Origin of the sequence: Pseudomonas kuykendallii, from assembly GCF_900106975.1 — a bacterium.
Lineage (GTDB): Bacteria > Pseudomonadota > Gammaproteobacteria > Pseudomonadales > Pseudomonadaceae > Pseudomonas_O > Pseudomonas_O kuykendallii.
The window spans coordinates 187,091-208,306 of record NZ_FNNU01000004.1; the positions used below are offsets into that span (position 1 = coordinate 187,091).

Below are 21,216 nucleotides of genomic sequence, written 5' to 3' on the forward strand. Positions count from 1 at the left end.
TCAATGCAACTGCCCGTTGTTCATGCGTTTCACCGCACCGCTGGCGATGAGTTCGGCGAGGGCCGATACGTCCAGCAAGGCGCACATGTGCTCGATCACCGTGCCGGCCAGCCAGGGACGCTGGACGCGCTGGCTGCGCCATTTTATCTCGCTCGGGTCTAGGCGTATCGAGCGACTCACCTGATGCACCGCCAGGCCCCACTCATACCCCTGCACCGAAATCACATACTGCAGGCCCCGGCGAAAATCGTCGCGATAACGGTCGGGCATCACCCAGCGGGCGGTGTCCAGCACCTTCAGGTTGCCGGCCTGCGAAGGCAGGATGCCGAGGAACCATTCCGGTTGCCCGAACAGCGGCGTCAACTCCTGGTCCACGAGCGGGTAGATCGAGCCCAGGCACACCAGCGGCACTGCCAGGGTCAGCCCGGCAACGTCGAACAGCAGGCACTCGAAGGGCTCCTCGGCCCAATCGGGACGCTCGTCGAAATTCAGCGGCGCCGGTACACGCTCGGCACGCTGCTCAAGCTGCAGATCGACCACCGGCTCGACCACGATCACCGGCTCGATCACCGGCGGCGGCTCGACGACCGCCGCCGACGGGAGCAGCTCGACGGTCGGCAGCACCAACGGCCTGGGCTCGGCGAAGTCCAGACGCGCAATCGGCGAAGGTGCACGGGCCGGAGCCAAGGCGGGCGCCGGCTGGCGCGCATCGCGGACCTGCTCCTCGAGCACGGCGGCCTGGAACTCGTCGATGGCGACGCTGCTTTCCGGCGCCGTCCCGGGCTCCAACTCGAGCGTGGCTTCCTGCAACAGACCATCCAGGTAGGACTGGAGAGCCAGTTGGGAGCGTGTTGAAGTGGCAGCCGAACGACTCATGAAAAGAATCCGGGGGAATGGGAATAGTCAGTAAAGCCTATCGGCCGCCCTGCCCGCCTACTTGAGCCATGACGATGAAGAAACCCTGGCATGTCAGGCGACCTGCGCCGCCGCCTGATGCTCGAGCAGATGCTTGAGCAAGGCGCGATAGGCGATGACGCCACGACTCTTGGGGTCGAACTGTGACGGCGTGAGGCCCGCGCGACTGGCATCGCGCAGGCGCGTATCGACCGGAATGTAGGCGTGCCACAGCTGCTCGGGATAGGCATGGCGCAGCGTTCGCAGCGTCGACATGGATGCCTGCGTCCTGCGGTCGAACAACGTCGGCACGATGGTGTAAGGCAACGCCTGCTTGCGCGAACGGTTGATCATCGCCAGCGTATTCACCATCCGCTCCAGGCCTTTGACGGCGAGGAATTCGGTCTGCACCGGAATGATCAACTGCTGGCTCGCGGCCAGGGCATTGACCATCAACACACCGAGCAACGGCGGGCTGTCGATGATCGCGTGGTCGAAATCCTGAAAAAGCTGCGCCAATGATTTGGCGATCACCAGGCCCAAACCGCCCTTGCTCGGCGATTGCCGCTCCAGCGTAGCCAGTGCGGTGCTCGAGGGCAGCAGGGAAATGCGCTCGTGGCTGGTCTCCAGCAGCAGTTCGCGCGGCAGTCCCTGCGGGACCGTGCCCTGATGCAAGAACAGGTCGAAATTGCTGCGATCCAGCGTGTCCGGATCATGCCCGAAGTAGCTGGTCATGGAGCCGTGCGGATCGAGGTCGACGACGACCACGCGCTTGCCGGCGTCGGCCAGCAGGCCCGCCAGGGCGATGGATGAGGTGGTCTTGCCGACCCCTCCTTTCTGATTGGCTACTGCCCAAACTCTCATGGCTGATTTCCTCCCGGCGCGGCTTGCACCGCGCCGAGATTGGCGCCGCCCGGTGGCGGCGACGAAGGATTGACGGCTTCACCGATGGAAGCCCGCGCGTCCTGAGTATTAGCAGGTTGCGTGCCAGCCCGCTTGAGGGCCGCATCCGGTTGCGCCTTGCCACTGCCGGAACCACTGACGCTACGGCGCACATCCAGGTTGCGCGACACCACCAGCACCACCCGGCGATTGCGCGCACGGCCATCCGCGGTGGCGTTGTCCGCGACCGGCTGGAACTCGCCGTACCCCACCGCCGCCATCCGCCCGGGCGCAACGCCCTCCATCGCCATCATCCTCACGATGCTGGCGGCACGCGCCGCCGACAGCTCCCAGTTGGTGGGGAACTGCGCGGTGCGAATCGGCAGGTTGTCGGTGAAACCTTCGACATGCACAGGGTTTTCGTAGGGCGCCAGGATCTTCGCCACCTTCTCGATGATGGAGAAGGCGGCGTCGTTGGGGATCGCATCGCCGCTCGGAAACAGCAGGCTCGAATTGAGGGTGATCTCGACCCACAACTCGTTGCCCCGCACAGTCAGCTGCTCGGTCTTCATCAGGTCGCCAAAGGCGTCGCGAACGTCGTTGGCGATGGTTTCCAGGGGATCGGCAGGCCCGCGCTCCGACGATGAGTCGCTGCCTTCGATATCGTCGGTCAGCGAGCGATCGGGCTCGGTGGTGCGCGGGCGTTCGTCGCCGATGGGAATCGCCTTGATGGAGCGGTCCGGCTGATTGAACGCGCCGACCATGCTGTCCGAGAGCACCTTGTACTTGCCCTCGTTGATCGAGGAGATCGAGTACATCACCACAAAAAAAGCGAACAGCAGCGTGATGAAGTCGGCATAGGAAACCAGCCAACGCTCATGATTCGCGTGTTCTTCGGGGCGACGGCGGCGGGCCATGGGTCAATCCATGAAGCCTTGCAGCTTCAGTTCGATGGAGCGCGGGTTTTCGCCTTCGGCGATGGAAAGGATGCCCTCGAGGATCAGCTCGCGGTAGCGCGACTGGCGCATCGCAACCGAGCGCAGCTTGTTGCTTATCGGCAGCAGCAGCAGGTTGGCGAAGCTCACCCCATAGATGGTGGCGACGAACGCCACGGCGATTCCGCTGCCGAGTTGCGCGGGGTCCGCCAGATTGCCCATGACGTGGATCAGGCCCATCACCGCGCCGATGATGCCGATGGTGGGCGCATAGCCACCGGCGCTCTCGAAGACTTTCGCCGCCTGGATGTCGCGGTCTTCCTGGGTCAGCATGTCGACCTCGAGAATACCGCGGATCGCCTCCGGCTCGGCGCCGTCAACCAATAGCTGCAAGCCTTTGCGCGCGTAGGGATCGGGCTCGGCATCGGCGATCGGCTCGAGTCCCAGCAGCCCCTCCTTGCGCGCCGTCATGCTCCAGCCGACCACGCGATCGACGCCGCCGAACAGGTCGATGCTGGGCGGGAAAATGATCCAGCGCGACACCACCAGCGCCCGCTTGAGCACGCTCATCGGGGTCTGCAGGAAGGAAGCGCCCAGCGTGCCCCCCACGACGATCAGCGCGGCCGGGCCGTTGAGCAGCGCACCGATGTGCCCGCCCTCGATGTAGTTGCCACCGACGATGGCCACCAGCGCCAGGACGATCCCGATGAGACTCAGTGCATCCATCAGATGACGGCCTCGGCCAGATGCCTGCCGATGTCGTCGAGGCCATAGACGGCGTCGGCCAGGTTGGCTTTGACGATCGCCATCGGCATGCCGTAGATCACGCAGCTGGCTTCGTCCTGCGCCCACACCTGGCTGCCGGCCTGCTTGAGCATTCGCGCGCCTTCGCGACCGTCGGCGCCCATGCCGGTCAGGACCACGGCCAGCACCTTGTCGTTGTACGAGCGCGCAGCCGAACCGAAGGTAATGTCGACGCACGGCTTGTAGTTGAGGCGCTCGTCGCCCGGCAGGATTTTCACCGCGCCACGGCCGTCGACCATCATCTGCTTGCCACCCGGTGCCAGCAGCGCCAGGCCCGGGCGCAGCAGGTCGCCATCCGCCGCTTCCTTGACGGATATCCGGCAGAGCTTGTCGAGACGCTCGGCGAAGGCCTTGGTGAAGGCCGCCGGCATGTGCTGGATCAGCACGATCGGCGCGGGGAAGTTGGCGGGAAGCTGGGTCAGGACCCGCTGCAGCGCGACCGGTCCGCCGGTGGAGGTGCCGATCGCCACCAGCTTGTAGGAGCGCCGTTTGGGCGTCGGGCTGCTCGCGCTCGGCGCGGCGGGCGCAGAGTGCGCTGGCGCAGCGGACGGACGAGCAGGCGCCGGCGCGGGATGAAGATGCGCGGACGTCGTGGAACCGGGTGCGTGGGAATGCACCGGCGCCTGGGCGAAACTGCCCAGCCGGCGGTTGCTGCGCGAGATGGTGTGAATCTTCTCGCAGAGCATCTGGCGGATCTTCTCGGGGTTGCGCGAGATGTCCTCGAAGTTCTTCGGCAGGTAATCCACGGCGCCGGCGTCGAGCGCATCCAGCGTCACCCGTGCGCCTTCGTGAGTCAGCGAGGAGAACATCAGAACAGGCGTCGGGCAACGCTGCATGATCGTCCGCACGGCGGTGATGCCATCCATCATCGGCATCTCGTAATCCATGGTGATCACGTCCGGCTTCAGCGCCAGCGCCTGGTCGATCGCCTCACGGCCGTTCGTCGCAGTGCCGACCACCTGAATGTTCGGGTCCGCCGAGAGTATTTCCGCCACCCTCCTGCGGAAGAAACCGGAATCGTCCACCACCAGGACTTTTACAGCCATAACAACTCCTCATGGAACGGGCCGTGACCCGCCCCGAAATCAGATGCGCCGCGCGTAGCGCTTGAGCATGCTCGGCACGTCGAGGATCAAGGCGATACGTCCGTCACCCGTGATGGTCGCGCCGGCCATGCCGGGCGTTCCCTGGAGCATCTTGCCCAGTGGCTTGATCACCACTTCTTCCTGGCCGACCAGTTGATCGACGACGAAGCCGATCCGCTGCGTGCCGACCGACAGGATCACCACATGCCCTTCGACCTGCTCGTCCTGAGCGGCGCGCGGCACCAGCCAGCGCTTGAGGTAGAACAGAGGCAGCGCCTTGTCGCGGACGATCACCACTTCCTGGCCGTCGACGACGTTGGTGCGCGACAGGTCGAGGTGGAAGATTTCGTTGACGTTGACCAGCGGGAAGGCGAAGGCCTGGTTCGCCAGCATGACCATCAGCGTCGGCATGATCGCCAGCGTCAACGGCACCTTGATGACGATCTTCGAGCCCTGGCCCTTGGTGGAGAAGACGTTGACCGTGCCGTTGAGCTGGGAAATCTTGGTCTTCACCACGTCCATGCCGACACCGCGGCCGGAAACGTCGGAAATCTCGGTCTTGGTCGAGAAACCGGGGGCGAAGATCAGGTTGTAGCACTCGAGCTCGGTGAGCCGCTCGGAAACGTCCTTGTCCAGCAGGCCTTTCTCGACGGCCTTGGCGCGCAGGACGTTGGCGTCCATGCCTTTGCCGTCGTCGGTGATCATCAGCAGGATGTGGTCGCCTTCCTGCTCGGCCGACAACACCACTCGGCCGGTGCGCGGCTTGCCGGCGGCCTCGCGCTCTTCCGGGGTCTCGATGCCGTGGTCGACGGCGTTGCGCACCAGGTGGACCAGCGGATCGGCCAGCGCCTCGACCAGGTTCTTGTCGAGGTCGGTCTCTTCACCGACCAGTTCCAGGTTGATCTCTTTCTTCAGGTTGCGGGCGAGGTCGCGAACCAGCCGGGGGAAGCGTCCGAAGACCTTCTTGATCGGCTGCATGCGCGTCTTCATCACCGAGGTCTGCAGGTCGGCGGTGACCACATCCAGGTTGGAGACGGCCTTGGACATGGCTTCGTCGCCGCTGTTGAGTCCCAGGCGCACCAGGCGGTTACGCACCAGCACCAGTTCGCCGACCATGTTCATGATTTCGTCGAGCCGCGCGGTATCCACGCGCACGGTGGTTTCCGCCTCGCTGACCGGACCGGCCTTGTCCGGGTGCGCCGCGGCCGGAGCGGGAGCTGGCGCCGCGGAGAGCTTGGGCGCGGGCTTCTCGGCGGGCTTTTCAGCCGGTTTGGCGGCAGGGGTCGCCGCGGGCGGGGGCGCGGGCTTCGCCGGCGCAGCCGCTACGGGGGCGGCCTCCACGGGCGGAACGAACTTGCCCTTGCCGTGCAACTGGTCGAGAAGCGCTTCGAATTCGTCGTCGCTGATGTTGTCGCTCGCGCCGGCGGGCGCGGCCTCTGGCGCAGGCGCAGGCGCAGCGGGTGCGGCATCGACGGGAGGCACGAACTTGCCCTTGCCGTGCAACTGATCCAGCAGGGCTTCGAATTCGTCGTCGCTGATGTCGTCGCCCGACGGGGCGGCAGCGGATGCAGCTGCTACAGGCGCGCTCGGTGCGGCGGGCGCAACGGCGGACACCGGTTTGTCGCCGTGTAGCTGATCCAGCAGGGCTTCGAACTCGTCGTCGGTGATTTCATCGCTGGCGCTGGCGCTGGCGGCCGGAGCCTGGGCGGGTTCGCTGATCGCGCTTAGCAGCTGCTCGAACTCGCTGTCGGTGATGTCTCCCGAAGGCTCTGCAGCCGGCGCCTCGGCCTGAACCACGGGCTCGACTTCGGCAGCGGTCTCCTCAGGAGGCGCTTCGGCCGGCGCGGCGGCAGAAGCCGGGGCGGCCAGACGAGAAAGCGCGGCGAGGAGTTCGCGCGGCGCCGGCGTCGGCGCGGTTCGCTCGCGCACTTCGGCGAACATCGCGTTCACCGCATCGAGCGCCTGCAGCACCACATCCATCAGTTCGGCATCCACGCGGCGTTCGCCCTTGCGCAGGATGTCGAAGACGTTCTCAGCGATATGGCAGCACTCCACCAGCTCGTTCAGCTGCAGGAAACCCGCGCCGCCCTTGACGGTGTGAAAACCGCGAAAGATCGCATTGAGCAGGTTCATGTCGTCAGGGCGGCTTTCCAGCTCCACCAACTGTTCCGACAGCTGCTCGAGAATCTCGCCGGCCTCTACCAGGAAGTCCTGGAGAATCTCTTCATCGGCGTCGAAGCTCATTTCCACCTTCCCATAGGATCTGTTGACGTTTCGTCGCGAACCGTGTTGAGCCGCAGGGACGGGGCGCGTTTTTCGCAGGCCGGCGTCACTCGTCGTTCATCTGGAGCAACCAACTTCTCTCCTCCTTCCTTGCCCTGCGAAAACGCCTAGGTCGTGGCCGTAACCAAAACGTCGACGGGTCCTAGAATCCAAGACTGGATAGCAGATCGTCGACATCGTCCTGACCGGATACGACGTCATCACGCTTATCGGCATGAATCTGCGGACCTTCACCCCGGGAGGACTCTTTTTGTTGTTTTTCTTGCTCGGCACGCAGCCCTTCGTGGTCGTGCTTGATGCCGGCGAAACGATCGACCTGGCTGGCCATGAGCATCAGCTTGAGCAGATTGCTCTCGACTTCGGTGACCAAGGTGGTGACACGCTTGATCACCTGACCGGTGAGGTCCTGGTAATCCTGCGCCAGAAGAATGTCGTTCAGGTGGCCGGAGAGCTTGGCGCCGTCCCGCTCGCTGCGCGCGAGGAACAGCTCGACACGCTTGGCCAGGTCGCGAAAGGCGTCCGCACCGATTTCGCGGCGCATGAAGCGCTGCCATTCGACGCTCAGGCTCTGGGCCTCGTCGGCCATGCCGTTGACCACCGGCGCGCACTCTTCCACCAGATCCATCGTGCGGTTGGCCGCACGCTCGGTCATCGTCACCACGTAGGAGAGACGCTCGGTGGCATCGGAGATCTGCGAGACTTCCTGCGCGTGCGGAACACGGGGATCGAGCTGGAAGTTGACGATGGCATTGTGCAGCTCGCGGGTGAGCTTGCCGACTTCCTGATACAGACCGCGATCGCGGACCTGATTCAGTTGATGGATGATTTGCACCACATCAGCGAAGTTGCCTTTTTCGAGGCTTTCGGTCAGCTGACGGGCGTGGGACTTCAGGGTCGACTCGAAGTCATCGCCCATAGAGATGTTGTCGTGATCCATAGCGCCCTCGAGGCGAACATCAGCCGTTGACCCGCTCGAAGATCTTTTCGATCTTCTCTTTCAGTACCTGGGCCGTGAAGGGTTTGACCACATACCCGTTCACGCCGGCCTGGGCCGCCTCGATGATCTGATCGCGCTTGGCTTCAGCAGTCACCATGAGCACGGGAAGGTGCTTGAGTCGATCATCGGCGCGCACCGCACGCAGCAGATCGATCCCGGACATGTTGGGCATGTTCCAGTCGGTGACCAGGAAGTCGAAGCTGCCGCTGTGCAGCATCGGTAATGCCGTGGTGCCGTCGTCGGCCTCCGCGGTATTGGTGAACCCCAGGTCACGCAGGAGGTTCTTGATGATCCGTCTCATCGTGGAGAAGTCGTCCACGATGAGGATTTTCATGTTCTTGTCCAAGTCGACCTCCGTACAATCCCAAACGCCGCCTCGCAGCGCGCGCCTCGCAAGCGTGAAACCGGCTGCCTCAGTGCGCGCGCCATTCAACCAGACGTGCCCGCAAACGCGCGGCACACTGGCTATGCAACTGGCTGACGCGCGACTCGCTGACCCCCAGCACCTCGCCGATTTCCTTCAGATTCAGTTCTTCGTCGTAGTACAGCGAAAGAACCAGCCGCTCGCGTTCCGGAAGATTGGCAATGGCGTCGGCCAAGGCCCTCTGGAAGCGGTCATCCTCCAGATCGCGGGCGGGTTCGTAATGGGTGAAGCTACCGTCCTCGTGCAGGCCCGAACCGTGCTCGCCTTCCTGCAGGAGGTCGTCGAAGCTGAACAGGCGGCTGCCCTGAGTGTCGCTCAGGATGCCGTAGTACTCTTCAAGACTCAATTTAAGTTCGGCCGCAACCTCTTGATCTTTAGCGTCTCTGCCCGTTCTCGCCTCGACGGCGCGGATGGCGTCGCTGACCATGCGGCTGTTGCGATGCACGGAACGCGGAGCCCAGTCGCCCTTGCGCACCTCGTCGAGCATCGCTCCACGGATACGGATTCCGGCGTAGGTCTCGAAGCTGGCGCCCTTGCCCGAGTCGTACTTCTTGGCAGCCTCGAGCAGGCCGATCATTCCGGCCTGCATCAGGTCCTCCACCTGCACGCTGGCCGGAAGCCGGGCCAACAGGTGGTAGGCGATCCGCTTGACCAACGGTGCATAACGCTCGATGAGCTGAGTTTGCGAGTCCTTCGCCTGCGATTTGCTGTACATACGAAGTCCACTGGCGGCTGTCATACGGGTGAGTCTGCGGTAGTCGGTTTAACCAGACGCTCGACGAAAAACTCGAGGTGACCGCGCGGGTTGGCCGGCAACGGCCAGGTGTCGACTTTCTGCGCGATCGCCTTGAACGCCAGCGCACACTTGGAGCGCGGAAAAGCTTCATAGACGGCGCGCTGCTTCTGTACGGCTTTGCGCACCGACTCGTCGTAAGGCACGGCACCCACGTACTGCAGGGCGACGTCGAGGAAGCGGTCGGTGACCTTGGTGAGCTTAGCAAACAGATTGCGACCTTCCTGGGGGCTGTGCGCCATATTCGCCAGCACCCGGAAACGGTTCATGCCGTAGTCGCGGTTGAGCAGTTTGATCAGCGCGTAGGCGTCGGTGATCGAGGTGGGTTCGTCGCAGACCACCACCAGCACTTCCTGGGCGGCGCGGACGAAGCTGACCACGCCGTCGCCGATCCCGGCCGCGGTGTCGATGACCAGCACGTCGATGTTGTCGCTGATGTCGCTGAACGCCTGAATCAGACCGGCGTGCTGCATCGGCGTCAGCTGCACCATGCTCTGGGTGCCGGAAGCGGCCGGAACGATGCGCACGCCGCCCGGGCCTTGCAGCAGCACGTCACGCAGGTCGCAGTGGCCGTCGATGACATCGGCCAGGGTGCGCTTCGGCGACAGGCCGAGGAGCACGTCGACGTTGGCCAGACCCAGGTCGGCGTCGAGCAGCATCACCCGCCGACCGAGGTCGGCCAGGGCCAGCGACAGGTTGACGGACACGTTGGTCTTGCCAACGCCGCCCTTCCCACCGGTCACTGCGATCACTTGAACTGGATGCAAACTAGCCATTTCTCTCACACCTTGTCTGCGACTGAGGCAGGCAACTGTCTCTCGACGGTCAATTAGCCGACGCGACGCGCCGAACTGTTATAGAGGCCGGCGAACATGTCGGCCATTGCATCTTCACTGGGTTCTTCCGGCGCCTGCAGGGCGACGGCGCGGCTCACCAGTTGATGACTGCGCGGAACGTGCAGATCATCCGGGATTCGCGGGCCATCGGCCAGATAGGCTACCGGCAGACGCTGGCTGATAGCCAGCCCGAGCACTTCGCCCAGGCTAGCCGCCTCGTCCAGCTTGGTCAGCATGCAACCGACCAGGCCGCAGCGCTTGTAGCTATGATACGCGGCCTTGAGCACCTGGCTCTGGCTGGTGGCCGCCATGACCAGGTAATTCTTCGATTTCAGGCCACGGCTGGCGAGCGCTTCGAGCTGCATGCGCAGGGCCGGGTCGTTGTTCGGCAGGCCGGCGGTGTCGATCAGGATCACGCGCTTCTTCGCCAACGGGGCCACGGCCTGGGTCAGCGAGCTGCCCGGATCGACCTGGGTCACCGAGACGTTGAGGATGCGGCCAAGGGTCTTGAGCTGCTCCTGGGCACCGATGCGGTAGCTGTCCATGCTCACCAGCGCCACATGCTGGGCGCCGTACTTGAGCACGTAGCGCGCCGCCATCTTCGCCAGGGTGGTGGTCTTGCCCATGCCGGCCGGGCCGACCAGAGCGATCACGCCGCCCTCTTCCAGCGGCTCTTGGGCCGGAGTCTTGATCGCGTGGGCCAGGTAGGCGAGAACCATGCGCCAGGCCTGACGCGGTTCCTGAACCTGGCCGACCTTGTCCAGCAGCGCGCGGGCGATTTCCGCCGGCAGGCCGAGGCGTTGCAGGCGACGCCAGAGGTTGGCCTGCTGCGGACGCTGACTCTGCATCTGGGTCCAGGCGAACGAGCCGAGCTGCACTTCGATCAGTTCACGCAGGCCATTGAGTTCGTGGCGCATGGCATCCAGCGCACGCGAATCACCGGCCGGAGCGGCGGCGACGGCGGCCGGCTGTGCCGGGACCTGCGGACGCGCGGTGACCTTGGAGGTCGGCAGCTCGGGGGCAACCAACGGTTCGTTGGCGAACAGCTGGCGGTCCTTGACCACTTCGCCAGCGGCGCGCACGGCCAGTTCGGCGTGGGCCGACGCGATCTTCGCCTGGGTCTTGCGCAGCTCGGCCTCAAGCTCGGCGTTCGGCTGGCGTACCGGCTCGGACGGCATCTGGTAGTCGAGCGCGGCAGTCAGCTCCACGCCGCCGGCAACCCGGCGGTTGGCGATGATCGCGGCATCGGCCCCGAGCTCATCACGAACCAGCTTCATGGCTTGACGCATGTCGGCGGCGAAGAAGCGTTTCACTTGCATGGCCTGTTAACCTCAGTTTTGTCCCACGGTGGCGACGATGGTGACCTGCTTGTTGTCCGGGATTTCCTGGTAGGCCAGTACGTGCATGTTCGGCACGGCCAGTCGAGCAAACCGCGAGAGCATCGCCCGGATCGGACCGGCTACCAGCAGGATCGCCGGTTTGCCCATCATCTCCTGACGCTGCGCCGCCTCCACCAGGGAACGCTGCAGCTTCTCGGCCATGCCAGGTTCGAGGAGGATGCCATCCTCGGAGCCCTGACCGGCCTTGTGAAGACTATTGAGCAATATCTGTTCCAACCTTGGATCGAGCGTGATGACAGGCATCTCCGGCTCTAGTCCCACAACGGTTTGCACGATTGAGCGGGCCAGCGCGACGCGGACCGCTGCAACCATGGCGGCGGGATCTTGACTCTTCGCAGCGACGTTCGCGATGGCTTCGGCGATGGTGCGGATATCGCGAACCGGAACCTGTTCGTTGAGCAGCGCCTGCAACACCTTGAGCAGCGTGGACAGCGAAATCATCCCCGGCACCAGCTCTTCGGCCAGCTTCGGCGAGCTCTTCGCCAGCAGTTGCAGCAGTTGCTGGACTTCTTCGTGGCCAAGCAGCTCGTGGGCATGCTTGTTCAGCACCTGATTGAGGTGAGTGGCGACCACGGTGCTGGCGTCGACCACGGTGTAGCCAAGCGATTGCGCCTGGTCGCGCTGGCTGGGGTCGATCCAGACCGCCTCCAGGCCGAACGCCGGATCTTTGGCGGCGATGCCGTTGAGGCTGCCGAATACCTGGCCAGGGTTGATCGCCAGTTCGCGATCGGGATAGATCTCCGCCTCGGCGACGCTGACACCCATCAGGGTCAGGCGGTAGGCGTTGGGCAGCAGGTCGAGGTTGTCGCGGATGTGCACGGACGGCATGAGGAAGCCCATCTCCTGGGAGAGCTTCTTGCGTACCCCCTTGATCCGCGCCAGCAGCTGGCCACCCTGGTTGCGGTCGACCAGTGGAATCAGCCGATAACCCACTTCCAGACCGACCATATCCACCGGGGTGACGTCGTCCCAGCCGAGCTCCTTGGTTTCCTGCGCGCGCTGGGCGGGGATCAGTTCCTGCTGGCGGGCGGTTTCCTGGACCTCGGCTTCCTTGGCCTTGTTGGCCTTGTTCCAGATCATGTAGGCGCCACCGGCGGCTATCAGGCCCAGACCGATGAAGGGCACGTGCGGCATGCCGGGAACCAGGCCCATGGCGACCATGATCAGCGCCGATACGGCCAGTGCCTTGGGCGAGGTGAACATCTGCCGGTTGACCTGCTGCCCCATGTCCTCGGAGCTGGACACGCGGGTCACCATGATCGCGGCGGCGGTCGACAGTAGCAGCGACGGAATCTGCGCGACCAGGCCGTCACCGATGGTCAGCAGTGCGTAGATGCGGCCGGCATCGCCGAACGACAGGTCGTGCTGGAGAATGCCGATGCCCATGCCGCCGATGAGGTTGATGAAGAGGATCAACAGGCCGGCGACGGCGTCACCGCGGACGAATTTGCTGGCACCGTCCATCGAACCGTAGAAGTCGGCTTCCTGACCCACTTCCTGGCGGCGCAGCTTGGCTTGCGCCTGGTCGATGATGCCGGCGTTGAGGTCGGCGTCGATGGCCATCTGTTTGCCCGGCATGGCGTCGAGGGTGAAGCGCGCGCTCACCTCGGAAATACGCCCGGCACCCTTGGTGACCACCACGAAGTTGATGATCATCAGGATCGCGAACACGACCACGCCGACCACGTAGTTGCCGCCGACGACCACGTCGCCGAAGGCCTGGATCACCTTGCCCGCGGCGTGGTGACCTTCCTGGCCGTGAAGCAGCACGACGCGGCTGGAGGCCACGTTCAACGCCAGACGCAGCAGCGTGGAGACCAGCAGGATGGTCGGGAAAACCGCGAAATCCAGCGGTCGCAACGCGTACACGCTGACCAGCAGAACGACGATCGACAGGGCGATGTTGAAGGTGAAGAACACATCCAGGAGGAAGGCAGGCACCGGCAGGATCATCATGCCGAGCATCACCAGTACCAGCAGCGGCACCCCGAGGTTGCCACGGCCGGCGCCGATCGCATTCATTCGCATGTTGTTGAACAGCTGAGTGCGTTCCACCCGATTCTCCTAGCCCGATCCAAACAATCTTTTGACGCCAGTGGGCGTGCGCCAATGCCAGTGCAAGAGCCCGGCCAACTTGGAGAACCCAATGAAGATCAATGGCTTGCGGTAGGCGCAAACCATTGGCGGGCGCTACGGAGAACCGCGCTGGCGGCGGGGAGTCAGAACACTGTCGGCGGGCAACGACGCGCGCCGCAGGTTGCAAGGAGCCACTTCATGAAGAACTGGATGATCGCCGCACTCGTAGGCGGCTGCGCACTCAGCGCCCAGGCGGAAAGCCTTTCGATTCCGATGAACATCGTCAGCGCCAACGGCATTGGCGAAAAGGTCGGCACGGTAAGCGTCGAGGAAACCCCGTATGGCCTGGTGTTCACCCCGCAACTGGCGGGCCTGGCGCAAGGCATTCACGGTTTCCACATTCACGCCAAGGCGAGTTGCGACGCCGCCCTCAAGGACGGCAAGCCCTCCGCGGCAGAAGCCGCCGGCGGCCATTGGGACCCGAAGGAGACTGGCAAGCACGGCGCGCCCTGGGGCGATGGCCACCTCGGCGACCTCCCTGCCCTGCTGGTGACCGCCGACGGCAAGGCGATGCAGCCGGTGCTCGCACCCCGCCTGAAGAGCCTGGCGGAGATCAAGGGTCATGCGCTGATGATTCACCAGGCCGGAGACAACCACTCCGACCATCCGCAGCCACTGGGCGGTGGCGGCGCGAGAATGGCCTGCGGGGTCATCCGGTAACGCCGCGAAACGCGGGAGCGGACTATCACTCGTCGCGACGAAGGTCCGGTGGAATCGGCAGATCGGGCAGCGGCGTGGGCCGCTTGCCCTTGCCGGAGCGGAACTGCTTGAGCTGGTAGACGTAAGCCAGCACCTGCGCGACCGCCAGGTACAGGCCCGCCGGGATTTCCTGATCGACCTCGGTGGAGTAGTACACCGAACGCGCCAGCGCCGGTGACTCCATCAGCAGCACCTTGTGCTCCTGGGCGATCTCGCGAATCTTCAGCGCGAGGAAGTCGCCGCCCTTGGCCAGTACGACCGGCGCCGTACCCTTGGTCGGGTCGTACTTCAGGGCGACCGCGAAGTGCGTCGGGTTGGTGATCACCACGTCGGCCTCCGGCACCGCCTGCATCATCCGCCGTTCGGCCATTTGCCGCTGCATCTGGCGGATCTTGCCCTTGACCTCGGGCTTGCCTTCGCTGTCCTTGTACTCGTCCTTGATCTCCTGCTTGGTCATCATCAGCTTCTGCTTGTTGTCCCAGAGCTGGAACGGCACATCCACCGCCGCAATCAGGATCAGCCCGGAGGCCATCCACAGCGCGCTATTGCCAAGCACCTCGACGGCGTGGCCAAGCGCCGTTTCCAGCGGCTGGCCGGACAGCGCCAGCAGGTCGTTGCGGTCGTTGGAGAGCACCACGATGCCGACCATGAGCGTAATGCTGAACTTGGCCAGCGCCTTGACCAGCTCGATCACCGACTTCTTGGAGAACATCCGCGCCAGGCCGGGACCGGGATTCATCCGACCGAACTTGGGCACCATGGTCTTGGTGGAAAACATCCAGCCGCCGAGCGCGATGTTGCCGACAATCGATGCCGCCAGCAGCACCGCGAGGATCGGCGCCAGCGCCTTGATCGCCATGGTGCCCGCCTTGAGCAGCAGCAGCGCCATGCTGCCGGTGTCCATCAGCGTGTCGCGGCTGATGCTCAAGCAACCACGCATGAGGTCGACCAGTGCGCTGGCCAGGTCGCCACCGTAGATCATCAGCGCGATCACCCCGGACATCACCACCACCAGCGTGCTCAGCTCCCGGGAGCGGGCGATCTGCCCCTCCTCCCGCGACTCGCGCAGGCGTTTCTCGGTGGGTTCCTCGCTTTTGTCGGCACCGCTCTCGCTTTCAGCCATCGCTCACCTCGCCTGCGCCAGATCGCGCAGCATCGCCAGGGCCACGCTGGAGAGATTCTGGTACTGATTGAGGGTATCGGCCATGCCGATCCAGACCACCACCAGGCCGAAGGTCAAGGTCAGCGGAAAGCCGACGGAGAAGATGTTCAGCTGCGGCGCTGCGCGGGTCATCACGCCGAACGCCAGGTTGACCACCAGCAGCGCGGTCACCACCGGCAGGGAAATCAGCAGCCCGGCGCCGAGCACCCAGCTGAGCTTTCCGACCAATTCCCAGTAGTGTCCGACCAGCATTCCGCTGCCCACCGGCAGCGTCACGAAGCTCTCGGTGATCACCTCGAAGACCACCAGATGGCCGTTCATGGCGAGAAACAGCAGCGTGGTGAGCATCGTCAGGAGCTGGCCCAGCACCGGCACGGAAATCCCGTTGGCGGGGTCGACCATCGCGGCGAAGCCGATACCCATCTGGATTGAGAGAATCTGGCCAATCACCGTGTACACATGGAAGAACAGTTGCAGCATGAAGCCGAACATCGCGCCGATCAGCACTTCCTGGGCGATCAGCAGCAGCGAGCGCAGGTTGAGCGCATCGACCTCCGGCATCGGCGGAAGGGTCGGCACGATGACCACGGTGATCGCCAGCGCCAGGTACAGCCGCACCCGGGTCGGGACCAGCTGGGTGCCGAAGATCGGCATCACCATCAGCAGCGAGGAGATCCGGAACAGCGGCAGCAGGAAGCTGGAGATCCAGCCGCCGATCTGGCCGTTGGAAAGCTCGAGCATCGCTAGCCGATCACCAGCGGAATGTTCTGTATCAGCGTCGTGGTGTACTCCATCAGTTGCCGGACCATCCACGGCCCGCCGACGATCAGCGTCAGCAGCATCACCAGCAGGCGCGGCAGGAAGCTAAGGGTCTGTTCGTTGATCTGCGTCGCCGCCTGGAACATGGCGACGACGAGGCCCACCAGCAGGCTCGGCAGCACCAGGATGCCGACCATCACCGTGATCATCCACAGCGCTTCGCGAAAGATGTCCACCGCCACTTCGGGTGTCATGTGTGCCTCCTGGCCGCCGGGCGGCCGAAATGTGCCGCTGCCGCTAAAGGGTGCCGAAGCTGCCCGCCAGGGTGCCGATGATCAGGCCCCAGCCGTCGATCAGCACGAACAGCATGATCTTGAAGGGCAACGAGATGATCATCGGCGAGAGCATCATCATGCCCATCGCCATCAGCACGCTGGCCACCACCATGTCGATGATGAGGAACGGAATGAAGATCATGAAGCCGATCTGGAACGCCGTCTTCAGCTCGGAGGTGACGAACGCCGGCACCAGGATGGTCAGGGGCGCGTCCTGCGGGCTGGCGATGTCGGTGCGCTTGGAGAGGCGCATGAACAGGTCGAGATCGCTCTCCCGCGTCTGCCCGAGCATGAAGTTCTTCAGCGGGCCCTGCGCCTTGGCGATCGCATCCTGGGCGGTCATCTGCTCATTCAGGTAGGGCTGCAGCGCCTCGCGGTTCACCTGGTCGAACACCGGCGCCATGATGAACAGCGTGAGGAACATCGCCAGGCCGATGAGTATCTGGTTGGACGGCGTCTGTTGCAGACCAAGCGCCTGACGCAGGATCGAGAAGACGATGATGATGCGGGTGAAGCTGGTCATCAGCATGACGAACGCCGGGATGAAGCTCAGCGCGGTCATGATCAGCAGGATCTGCAGGCTGACCGAATACTCCTGCTGCCCCTGCGGGTTGGTCGACAGCGTGATCGCCGGGACCGACAGCGGATTGGCGCTATTCACGGCCTCCTGGCCGAACGCCAGGGGCGCCGCGATCAGCACGAACAGGGTCAGCAACAAACGCCACATCAATTCTTATCCTTGTCCTTGTCTTTACCGAGCAGCTCCATCAGGCGCTGGGCGAACTCCGGCGACGCCGGCTCTGCGTCGGCGACCAGCACCGGCTCGGCGAGCACGTGCAGCGGCGTGATGCGGCCGGGCGAGATTCCCAGCAGCACCTGCTCGCGGCCGACCTGCACCAGCAGCAGACGGTCGCGCGGGCCGAGCGCCTGGCTGGACACCAGCTTGATCGCCTGGCTGCCGCGCGGGCCGATCTGCTGCACGCGGCGCAGCGCCCAGGCGAGCAGGAAGATCAGCCCGATCACCAGCAGCAGGCCGAGCAGCATCTGCCCGATCTGGCTGCCGAGGCTGCCGTTGCCCGGCAACGCGGCGCTGCCCGTTTCGGCGGCCAGCGCGGAGAGTGGCAAACCGAAGAGTACGGCGAGGGCGGCTCTGCTCATGCTCAGCTCAGCTTCTTGATGCGTTCGCTGGGGCTGATCACGTCGGTCAGGCGGATGCCGAACTTCTCGTTGACCACCACCACTTCGCCATGCGCGATCAGCGTGCCGTTGACCAGCACGTCGAGCGGCTCGCCCGCCAGGCGATCCAGTTCGATCACCGAGCCCTGGTTCAGCTGCAGCAGGTTGCGAATGGTGATGTCGGTGTTGCCGACCTCCATCGAGATCGACACCGGAATGTCGAGGATCACGTCCAGGTTCGGGCCGTCCAGGCTGACCGGCGCGTTGGAGCGCGGCACGCTGCCGAACTCCTCCATCTGCGCCCGCGGCGCGGGCGGCGCCGCGCTCTGCGAGAGCATGGCGTCGATATCGTCCTGGTCGGCGTCGCCGGCCTCGGCAAGTGCCGCGGCCCATTCATCGGCCAGTGCTTTCTCCTCGGGGGAGGTGTCTTGATCGTCTGCCATCGGTGTTCCTCGGCTGGCTCTGAAAAGGGAATGGAGACGCCCGCCTCAGCGGGCGCGGCCTATCGGCTCGAGCACCTGCAGGGACAGGTTGCCCTTGTGCGCGCCGATCTTGACCTTGAACGCCGGCACGCCATTGGCGCGCAGGACGATGTTTTCCGGCAGCTCCACCGGGATCACGTCGCCGGGCTGCATGTGCAAGATGTCGCGGACCTTGAGCTGGCGCCGCGCCACCGTGGCGCCGAGCGGCACGCTGACGTCGAGGATGTCCTCGCGCAGTGCCTTCACCCAGCGCTCGTCCTGATCGTCCATGTCGGACTGGAAGCCGGCGTCGAGCATTTCCCGGATCGGCTCGATCATCGAGTACGGCATGGTGATGTGCAGGTCGCCGCCGCCGCCGTCCAGCTCGATGTGGAAGGTCGAGACCACCACCACTTCGCTGGGACTGACGATGTTCGCCAGGGCCGGGTTTACCTCGGAGTTGATGTACTCGAAGTTCACGTCGAGCACCGCGTGCCAGGCTTCGCGAAGGTCGTTGAAGGCCTGGTCGATGACCATCCGCACCACGCGCAACTCGGTCGGGGTGAACTCGCGGCCTTCGATCTTTGCGTGACGGCCGTCGCCGCCGAAGAAGTTGTCCACCAGCTTGAACACCAGCTTGGCGTCGAGGATGAATAGCGCAGTTCCGCGCAGCGGCTTCATCTTCACCAGGTTGAGGCTGGTCGGCACGTACAGCGAATGCACGTATTCGCCGAACTTCATCACCTGCACGCCGCCGACCGCCACGTCCGCCGAGCGGCGCAGCAAGTTGAACATGCTGATACGGGTATAACGGGCGAAGCGCTCGTTGATCATCTCCAGCGTCGGCATGCGACCGCGAACGATGCGGTCCTGGCTGGTGAGGTCGTAACTCTTGACGCTGCCGGGCTCGACGTCGGTTTCGGTCTCGACGGCGCCATCGTCCACACCGTGCAGCAGGGCGTCGATTTCGTCCTGCGACAGCAGGTCTTGTACAGCCATGGACGGGCTCCTACTGCAATACGAAGTTGGTGAAGAGAACCTGCTCGATCACGGTCTTGCCGACCTCTTTCTGCGCCAGCTCCTGGACGCTAGCGGTGGCCTTCTGGCGCAACATTTCCTTGCCGACGGCGCTGGTCAGGCTTTCGAAATCCTGGCTGGAAAACAGCATCACCAGGTTGTTCCGCAGGACCGGCATGTGCACCTTCAACGCGTCGAGGGACGCCTGATCACGGGCCATCAGTGCCACCGTGACCTGCATGTAGCGCTGCCGGCCGTTGTAATTGAAGTTGACCACGAAGGCCGGCGCCAGCGCTTCGTAGATGGCCGGCTGCTTGACCGGCGCGGCGGCGTGCTCCTCGGCTGCGGGGGCCTCGTCCTTCTTCATGTTCTTGCTGAGGAGGAACCAGGTTGCGCCGACGGAACCGCCGATCGCCAGCAACAGGGCCAGCACGATCACGATGATCAGTTTGAGTTTGCTTTTGCCCGCAGGTTTCTCGGCCCCCTCGGGGCTGGGCTGGGGTGGAGCTTTCTTCGCCATGCCAATATTCCGTCGCGCGTCAGGGATCTTTACAGCCATCAATGGCTTAGGAGCAAGTGCTATGCCAGCTTATAAGTAAAAGGTCTTCCCGGAAAACTCTTTCGCCGGGCATCTTCGACCTCGCGTCGCGCGCTGCATAGCCCCTGTGTTGGCCGACCGCCGAGAAAACCGGCAGCGCCGGCGGGAGCGCAAACGAAAAAGGCCCAACGGGAGGAAGCCGATCGGGCCTTTCGCTTTTTTTTGAAACGCCGCGTCAGGCGTAGTAGTCGACCAGTCCGCGACCCGCCTTGAGCGGCGTGCTGGAGACCTCGACGCTGCCGATGACCACTTCGTCCTCGGAACCGCCCGAGCCGCCGCGCGACGATGAACCGCCGCGGCCCTGCCCTTCGCTACCCTGCCCCTGCCAGCCACGCGCCAGCGACTGGTCGGAAACGTTGACGTCGCCCAGATTCATGCCCTGCTGGGTGAACATGTCACGCAGACGGTTCATCTGGCCTTCCAGCGCCTCGCGGACCGCGGCATGCGGGCTGGCGAACGCGATCTGGGTCTGGTCCTGGTTAAGGCTGATCTTCACGTCCAGACGCCCCAGGTCCTGCGGATCGAGCTGTATCTCCGCTGACTTCAGATTCTGGCTGGACATCCACATCACCCGATCGACCACCGCTTCGGACCAGCCGTTCTGCTGCATGGGCACCGGCTGCCCCGGCACCACGGCGGAACGCTGGGTAGCGTTGACCTGCTGGGTCATGGCCTGGTTGAGCGAATTCAGTTTATTGGCGAAGTTTTCCGCGCGCAGCTCGCTGACACTGTCCTTCAGGTCACCCGAATCGGCTTCGAGATCGCCGGGCGTCAGTGCGGCGAGCGCCTCGCCATCGACCGGCAATTGCTCGACCAGCGGAGAGGCGAGCGCAGGGTCGAGCGGCGCCTTGGCGGCCTCGGTGTTCACGGTCTGGACCGCGACCGCCTTGGCCTGCTGCGCCACCACGGCCTGGGCGGCCTGGAAATCCTCCGGCAACGTCAGGCCGGGCGGCAGAAGGTCTTCGACACTGCCCGAGGCCTGCGGCTCCGGTTCGCCCTGCGTCGCAGCGGCCAGCGGAACGGCCGGCACCTCGACGGCGGCAACGTCCGTCGCCAGCGCGGCAGGCACCTCCACGGCCGGCTCCGGCACCGTTGGAACCACGGGCTGCGGCACCAGCCCCATCAGCACCAGCGGGTCGATTGGCTGGCCGTTAGGCTGGTCGGTCGCCTGCACCTGCTCGTCGGCCGGTTCCGCGTCGTCAACCGCCTTCTTGCTCGGCAAGGCTTTGCCGCTATCGGCAACCTCCGGCTTCGCCTTGGCGGTCGTGTCGTCACGCGCGTCGTTGCGCTTGTTGTCGGCGGTCTTCTCATGGCGCGCCTTCGCAGGCGCATCGCTGCGGTCCGCGGACTTGGGCTGGCGTTCCTTGGCATAGACGTCGGCGAAGCTGGAAGCCTCGCGTTTGCTGGTGTCGTCGGTCTTTACCGGGGCTTTCACCGCGGGCAACTTCATCCGCGTATCGGACGCGGACTGAAGAAGCAGATCGGGGGCGACGGACATGGGGCACTCTCCGCTCGGATGGGTCGTGCCTGAAATAAGCAA

Annotated in this window: 22 protein-coding genes; 1 reads left to right on the forward strand and 21 read right to left on the reverse strand. The window is 64.4% G+C overall.

Annotation, left to right across the window (positions count from 1 at the left end):
* The 12 genes from BLV15_RS14240 to flhA all read right to left on the reverse strand — a co-directional run bounded on the left by BLV15_RS14240 (position 1) and on the right by flhA (position 13,388).
* Positions 1-876 carry a CheW domain-containing protein gene (locus tag BLV15_RS14240; RefSeq protein WP_090229520.1) on the reverse strand — a complete coding sequence of 292 codons (876 nt, stop codon included), beginning with the start codon at positions 874-876 and terminating at the stop codon, positions 1-3.
* A gap of 93 nt (positions 877-969) precedes the next feature.
* A complete protein-coding gene (locus tag BLV15_RS14245) occupies positions 970-1,758 on the reverse strand; it encodes a ParA family protein (RefSeq protein ID WP_090229523.1) in 789 nt (262 codons plus the stop codon).
* Positions 1,755-2,693: a flagellar motor protein MotD gene (gene motD / locus BLV15_RS14250; protein WP_090229526.1), complete on the reverse strand. Its 939-nt coding sequence runs from the start codon at positions 2,691-2,693 to the stop codon at positions 1,755-1,757. Before motD ends, BLV15_RS14245 begins: the two co-directional genes overlap by 4 nt.
* A gap of 3 nt (positions 2,694-2,696) precedes the next feature.
* Positions 2,697-3,437: a flagellar motor protein gene (locus tag BLV15_RS14255; RefSeq protein ID WP_090229528.1), complete on the reverse strand. Its 741-nt coding sequence runs from the start codon at positions 3,435-3,437 to the stop codon at positions 2,697-2,699.
* Positions 3,437-4,561, reverse strand: coding sequence for a protein-glutamate methylesterase/protein-glutamine glutaminase (locus BLV15_RS14260; RefSeq protein WP_090229531.1), 1,125 nt, complete (start codon positions 4,559-4,561; stop codon positions 3,437-3,439). Before BLV15_RS14260 ends, BLV15_RS14255 begins: the two co-directional genes overlap by 1 nt.
* 39 nt (positions 4,562-4,600) lie before the next feature.
* A complete protein-coding gene (locus BLV15_RS14265) occupies positions 4,601-6,844 on the reverse strand; it encodes a chemotaxis protein CheA (RefSeq protein ID WP_090229533.1) in 2,244 nt (747 codons plus the stop codon).
* A 181-nt stretch (positions 6,845-7,025) separates the two neighbouring features.
* The gene (locus BLV15_RS14270) at positions 7,026-7,820 is read right to left on the reverse strand and encodes a protein phosphatase CheZ (RefSeq protein WP_090229536.1); all 795 of its coding nucleotides are present in this window, start codon (positions 7,818-7,820) and stop codon (positions 7,026-7,028) included.
* Between the two features lie 19 nt (positions 7,821-7,839).
* Positions 7,840-8,214, reverse strand: a complete 375-nt coding sequence (locus BLV15_RS14275; RefSeq protein WP_175534363.1) for a chemotaxis response regulator CheY — start codon at positions 8,212-8,214, stop codon at positions 7,840-7,842.
* Positions 8,215-8,293: 79 nt separating this feature from the next.
* Complete coding sequence (gene fliA / locus BLV15_RS14280; protein WP_090229542.1) at positions 8,294-9,043, reverse strand: RNA polymerase sigma factor FliA; 750 nt, start codon at positions 9,041-9,043, stop codon at positions 8,294-8,296.
* Positions 9,040-9,873, reverse strand: coding sequence for a flagellar synthesis regulator FleN (gene fleN, locus BLV15_RS14285; RefSeq protein WP_090229545.1), 834 nt, complete (start codon positions 9,871-9,873; stop codon positions 9,040-9,042). Before fleN ends, fliA begins: the two co-directional genes overlap by 4 nt.
* Positions 9,874-9,926: 53 nt before the next feature.
* The gene (flhF, locus tag BLV15_RS14290; RefSeq protein WP_090229548.1) at positions 9,927-11,252 is read right to left on the reverse strand and encodes a flagellar biosynthesis GTPase FlhF; all 1,326 of its coding nucleotides are present in this window, start codon (positions 11,250-11,252) and stop codon (positions 9,927-9,929) included.
* A gap of 12 nt (positions 11,253-11,264) precedes the next feature.
* Positions 11,265-13,388 carry a flagellar biosynthesis protein FlhA gene (flhA, locus tag BLV15_RS14295; RefSeq protein ID WP_090229550.1) on the reverse strand — a complete coding sequence of 708 codons (2,124 nt, stop codon included), beginning with the start codon at positions 13,386-13,388 and terminating at the stop codon, positions 11,265-11,267.
* 219 nt (positions 13,389-13,607) lie between these two features.
* On the opposite strand from flhA, the gene sodC reads away from it, so the two are divergent.
* Positions 13,608-14,129, forward strand: coding sequence for a superoxide dismutase family protein (gene sodC, locus BLV15_RS14300; RefSeq protein ID WP_090229553.1), 522 nt, complete (start codon positions 13,608-13,610; stop codon positions 14,127-14,129).
* A gap of 25 nt (positions 14,130-14,154) precedes the next feature.
* Here the strand turns inward: sodC and flhB are convergent, their stop codons facing one another.
* From flhB to BLV15_RS14345, 9 genes are all read right to left on the reverse strand, one after another.
* Positions 14,155-15,291, reverse strand: a complete 1,137-nt coding sequence (gene flhB, locus BLV15_RS14305) for a flagellar biosynthesis protein FlhB (protein WP_090229556.1) — start codon at positions 15,289-15,291, stop codon at positions 14,155-14,157.
* Between the two features lie 3 nt (positions 15,292-15,294).
* Positions 15,295-16,071 carry a flagellar biosynthetic protein FliR gene (gene fliR, locus BLV15_RS14310; protein WP_090229558.1) on the reverse strand — a complete coding sequence of 259 codons (777 nt, stop codon included), beginning with the start codon at positions 16,069-16,071 and terminating at the stop codon, positions 15,295-15,297.
* 2 nt (positions 16,072-16,073) lie between these two features.
* Positions 16,074-16,343: a flagellar biosynthesis protein FliQ gene (gene fliQ, locus BLV15_RS14315; RefSeq protein ID WP_090229560.1), complete on the reverse strand. Its 270-nt coding sequence runs from the start codon at positions 16,341-16,343 to the stop codon at positions 16,074-16,076.
* A gap of 43 nt (positions 16,344-16,386) precedes the next feature.
* Entirely contained in the window at positions 16,387-17,151 is a 765-nt protein-coding gene (fliP, locus tag BLV15_RS14320; RefSeq protein WP_090229563.1) for a flagellar type III secretion system pore protein FliP, read from the reverse strand.
* On the reverse strand, positions 17,151-17,582 hold the full coding sequence (gene fliO, locus BLV15_RS14325) for a flagellar biosynthetic protein FliO (RefSeq protein ID WP_090229565.1): 432 nt from the start codon (positions 17,580-17,582) through the stop codon (positions 17,151-17,153). The genes fliP and fliO overlap by 1 nt, the downstream gene beginning before the upstream one ends.
* A 2-nt stretch (positions 17,583-17,584) precedes the next feature.
* Entirely contained in the window at positions 17,585-18,043 is a 459-nt protein-coding gene (fliN, locus tag BLV15_RS14330) for a flagellar motor switch protein FliN (RefSeq protein WP_090229568.1), read from the reverse strand.
* Between the two features lie 45 nt (positions 18,044-18,088).
* Positions 18,089-19,060, reverse strand: coding sequence for a flagellar motor switch protein FliM (gene fliM / locus BLV15_RS14335; RefSeq protein WP_090229570.1), 972 nt, complete (start codon positions 19,058-19,060; stop codon positions 18,089-18,091).
* 10 nt (positions 19,061-19,070) lie between these two features.
* Positions 19,071-19,598, reverse strand: coding sequence for a flagellar basal body-associated protein FliL (gene fliL, locus BLV15_RS14340; RefSeq protein ID WP_090229571.1), 528 nt, complete (start codon positions 19,596-19,598; stop codon positions 19,071-19,073).
* 253 nt (positions 19,599-19,851) lie between these two features.
* The gene (locus BLV15_RS14345) at positions 19,852-21,174 is read right to left on the reverse strand and encodes a flagellar hook-length control protein FliK (RefSeq protein WP_090229573.1); all 1,323 of its coding nucleotides are present in this window, start codon (positions 21,172-21,174) and stop codon (positions 19,852-19,854) included.
* Positions 21,175-21,216 lie beyond the last annotated feature (42 nt).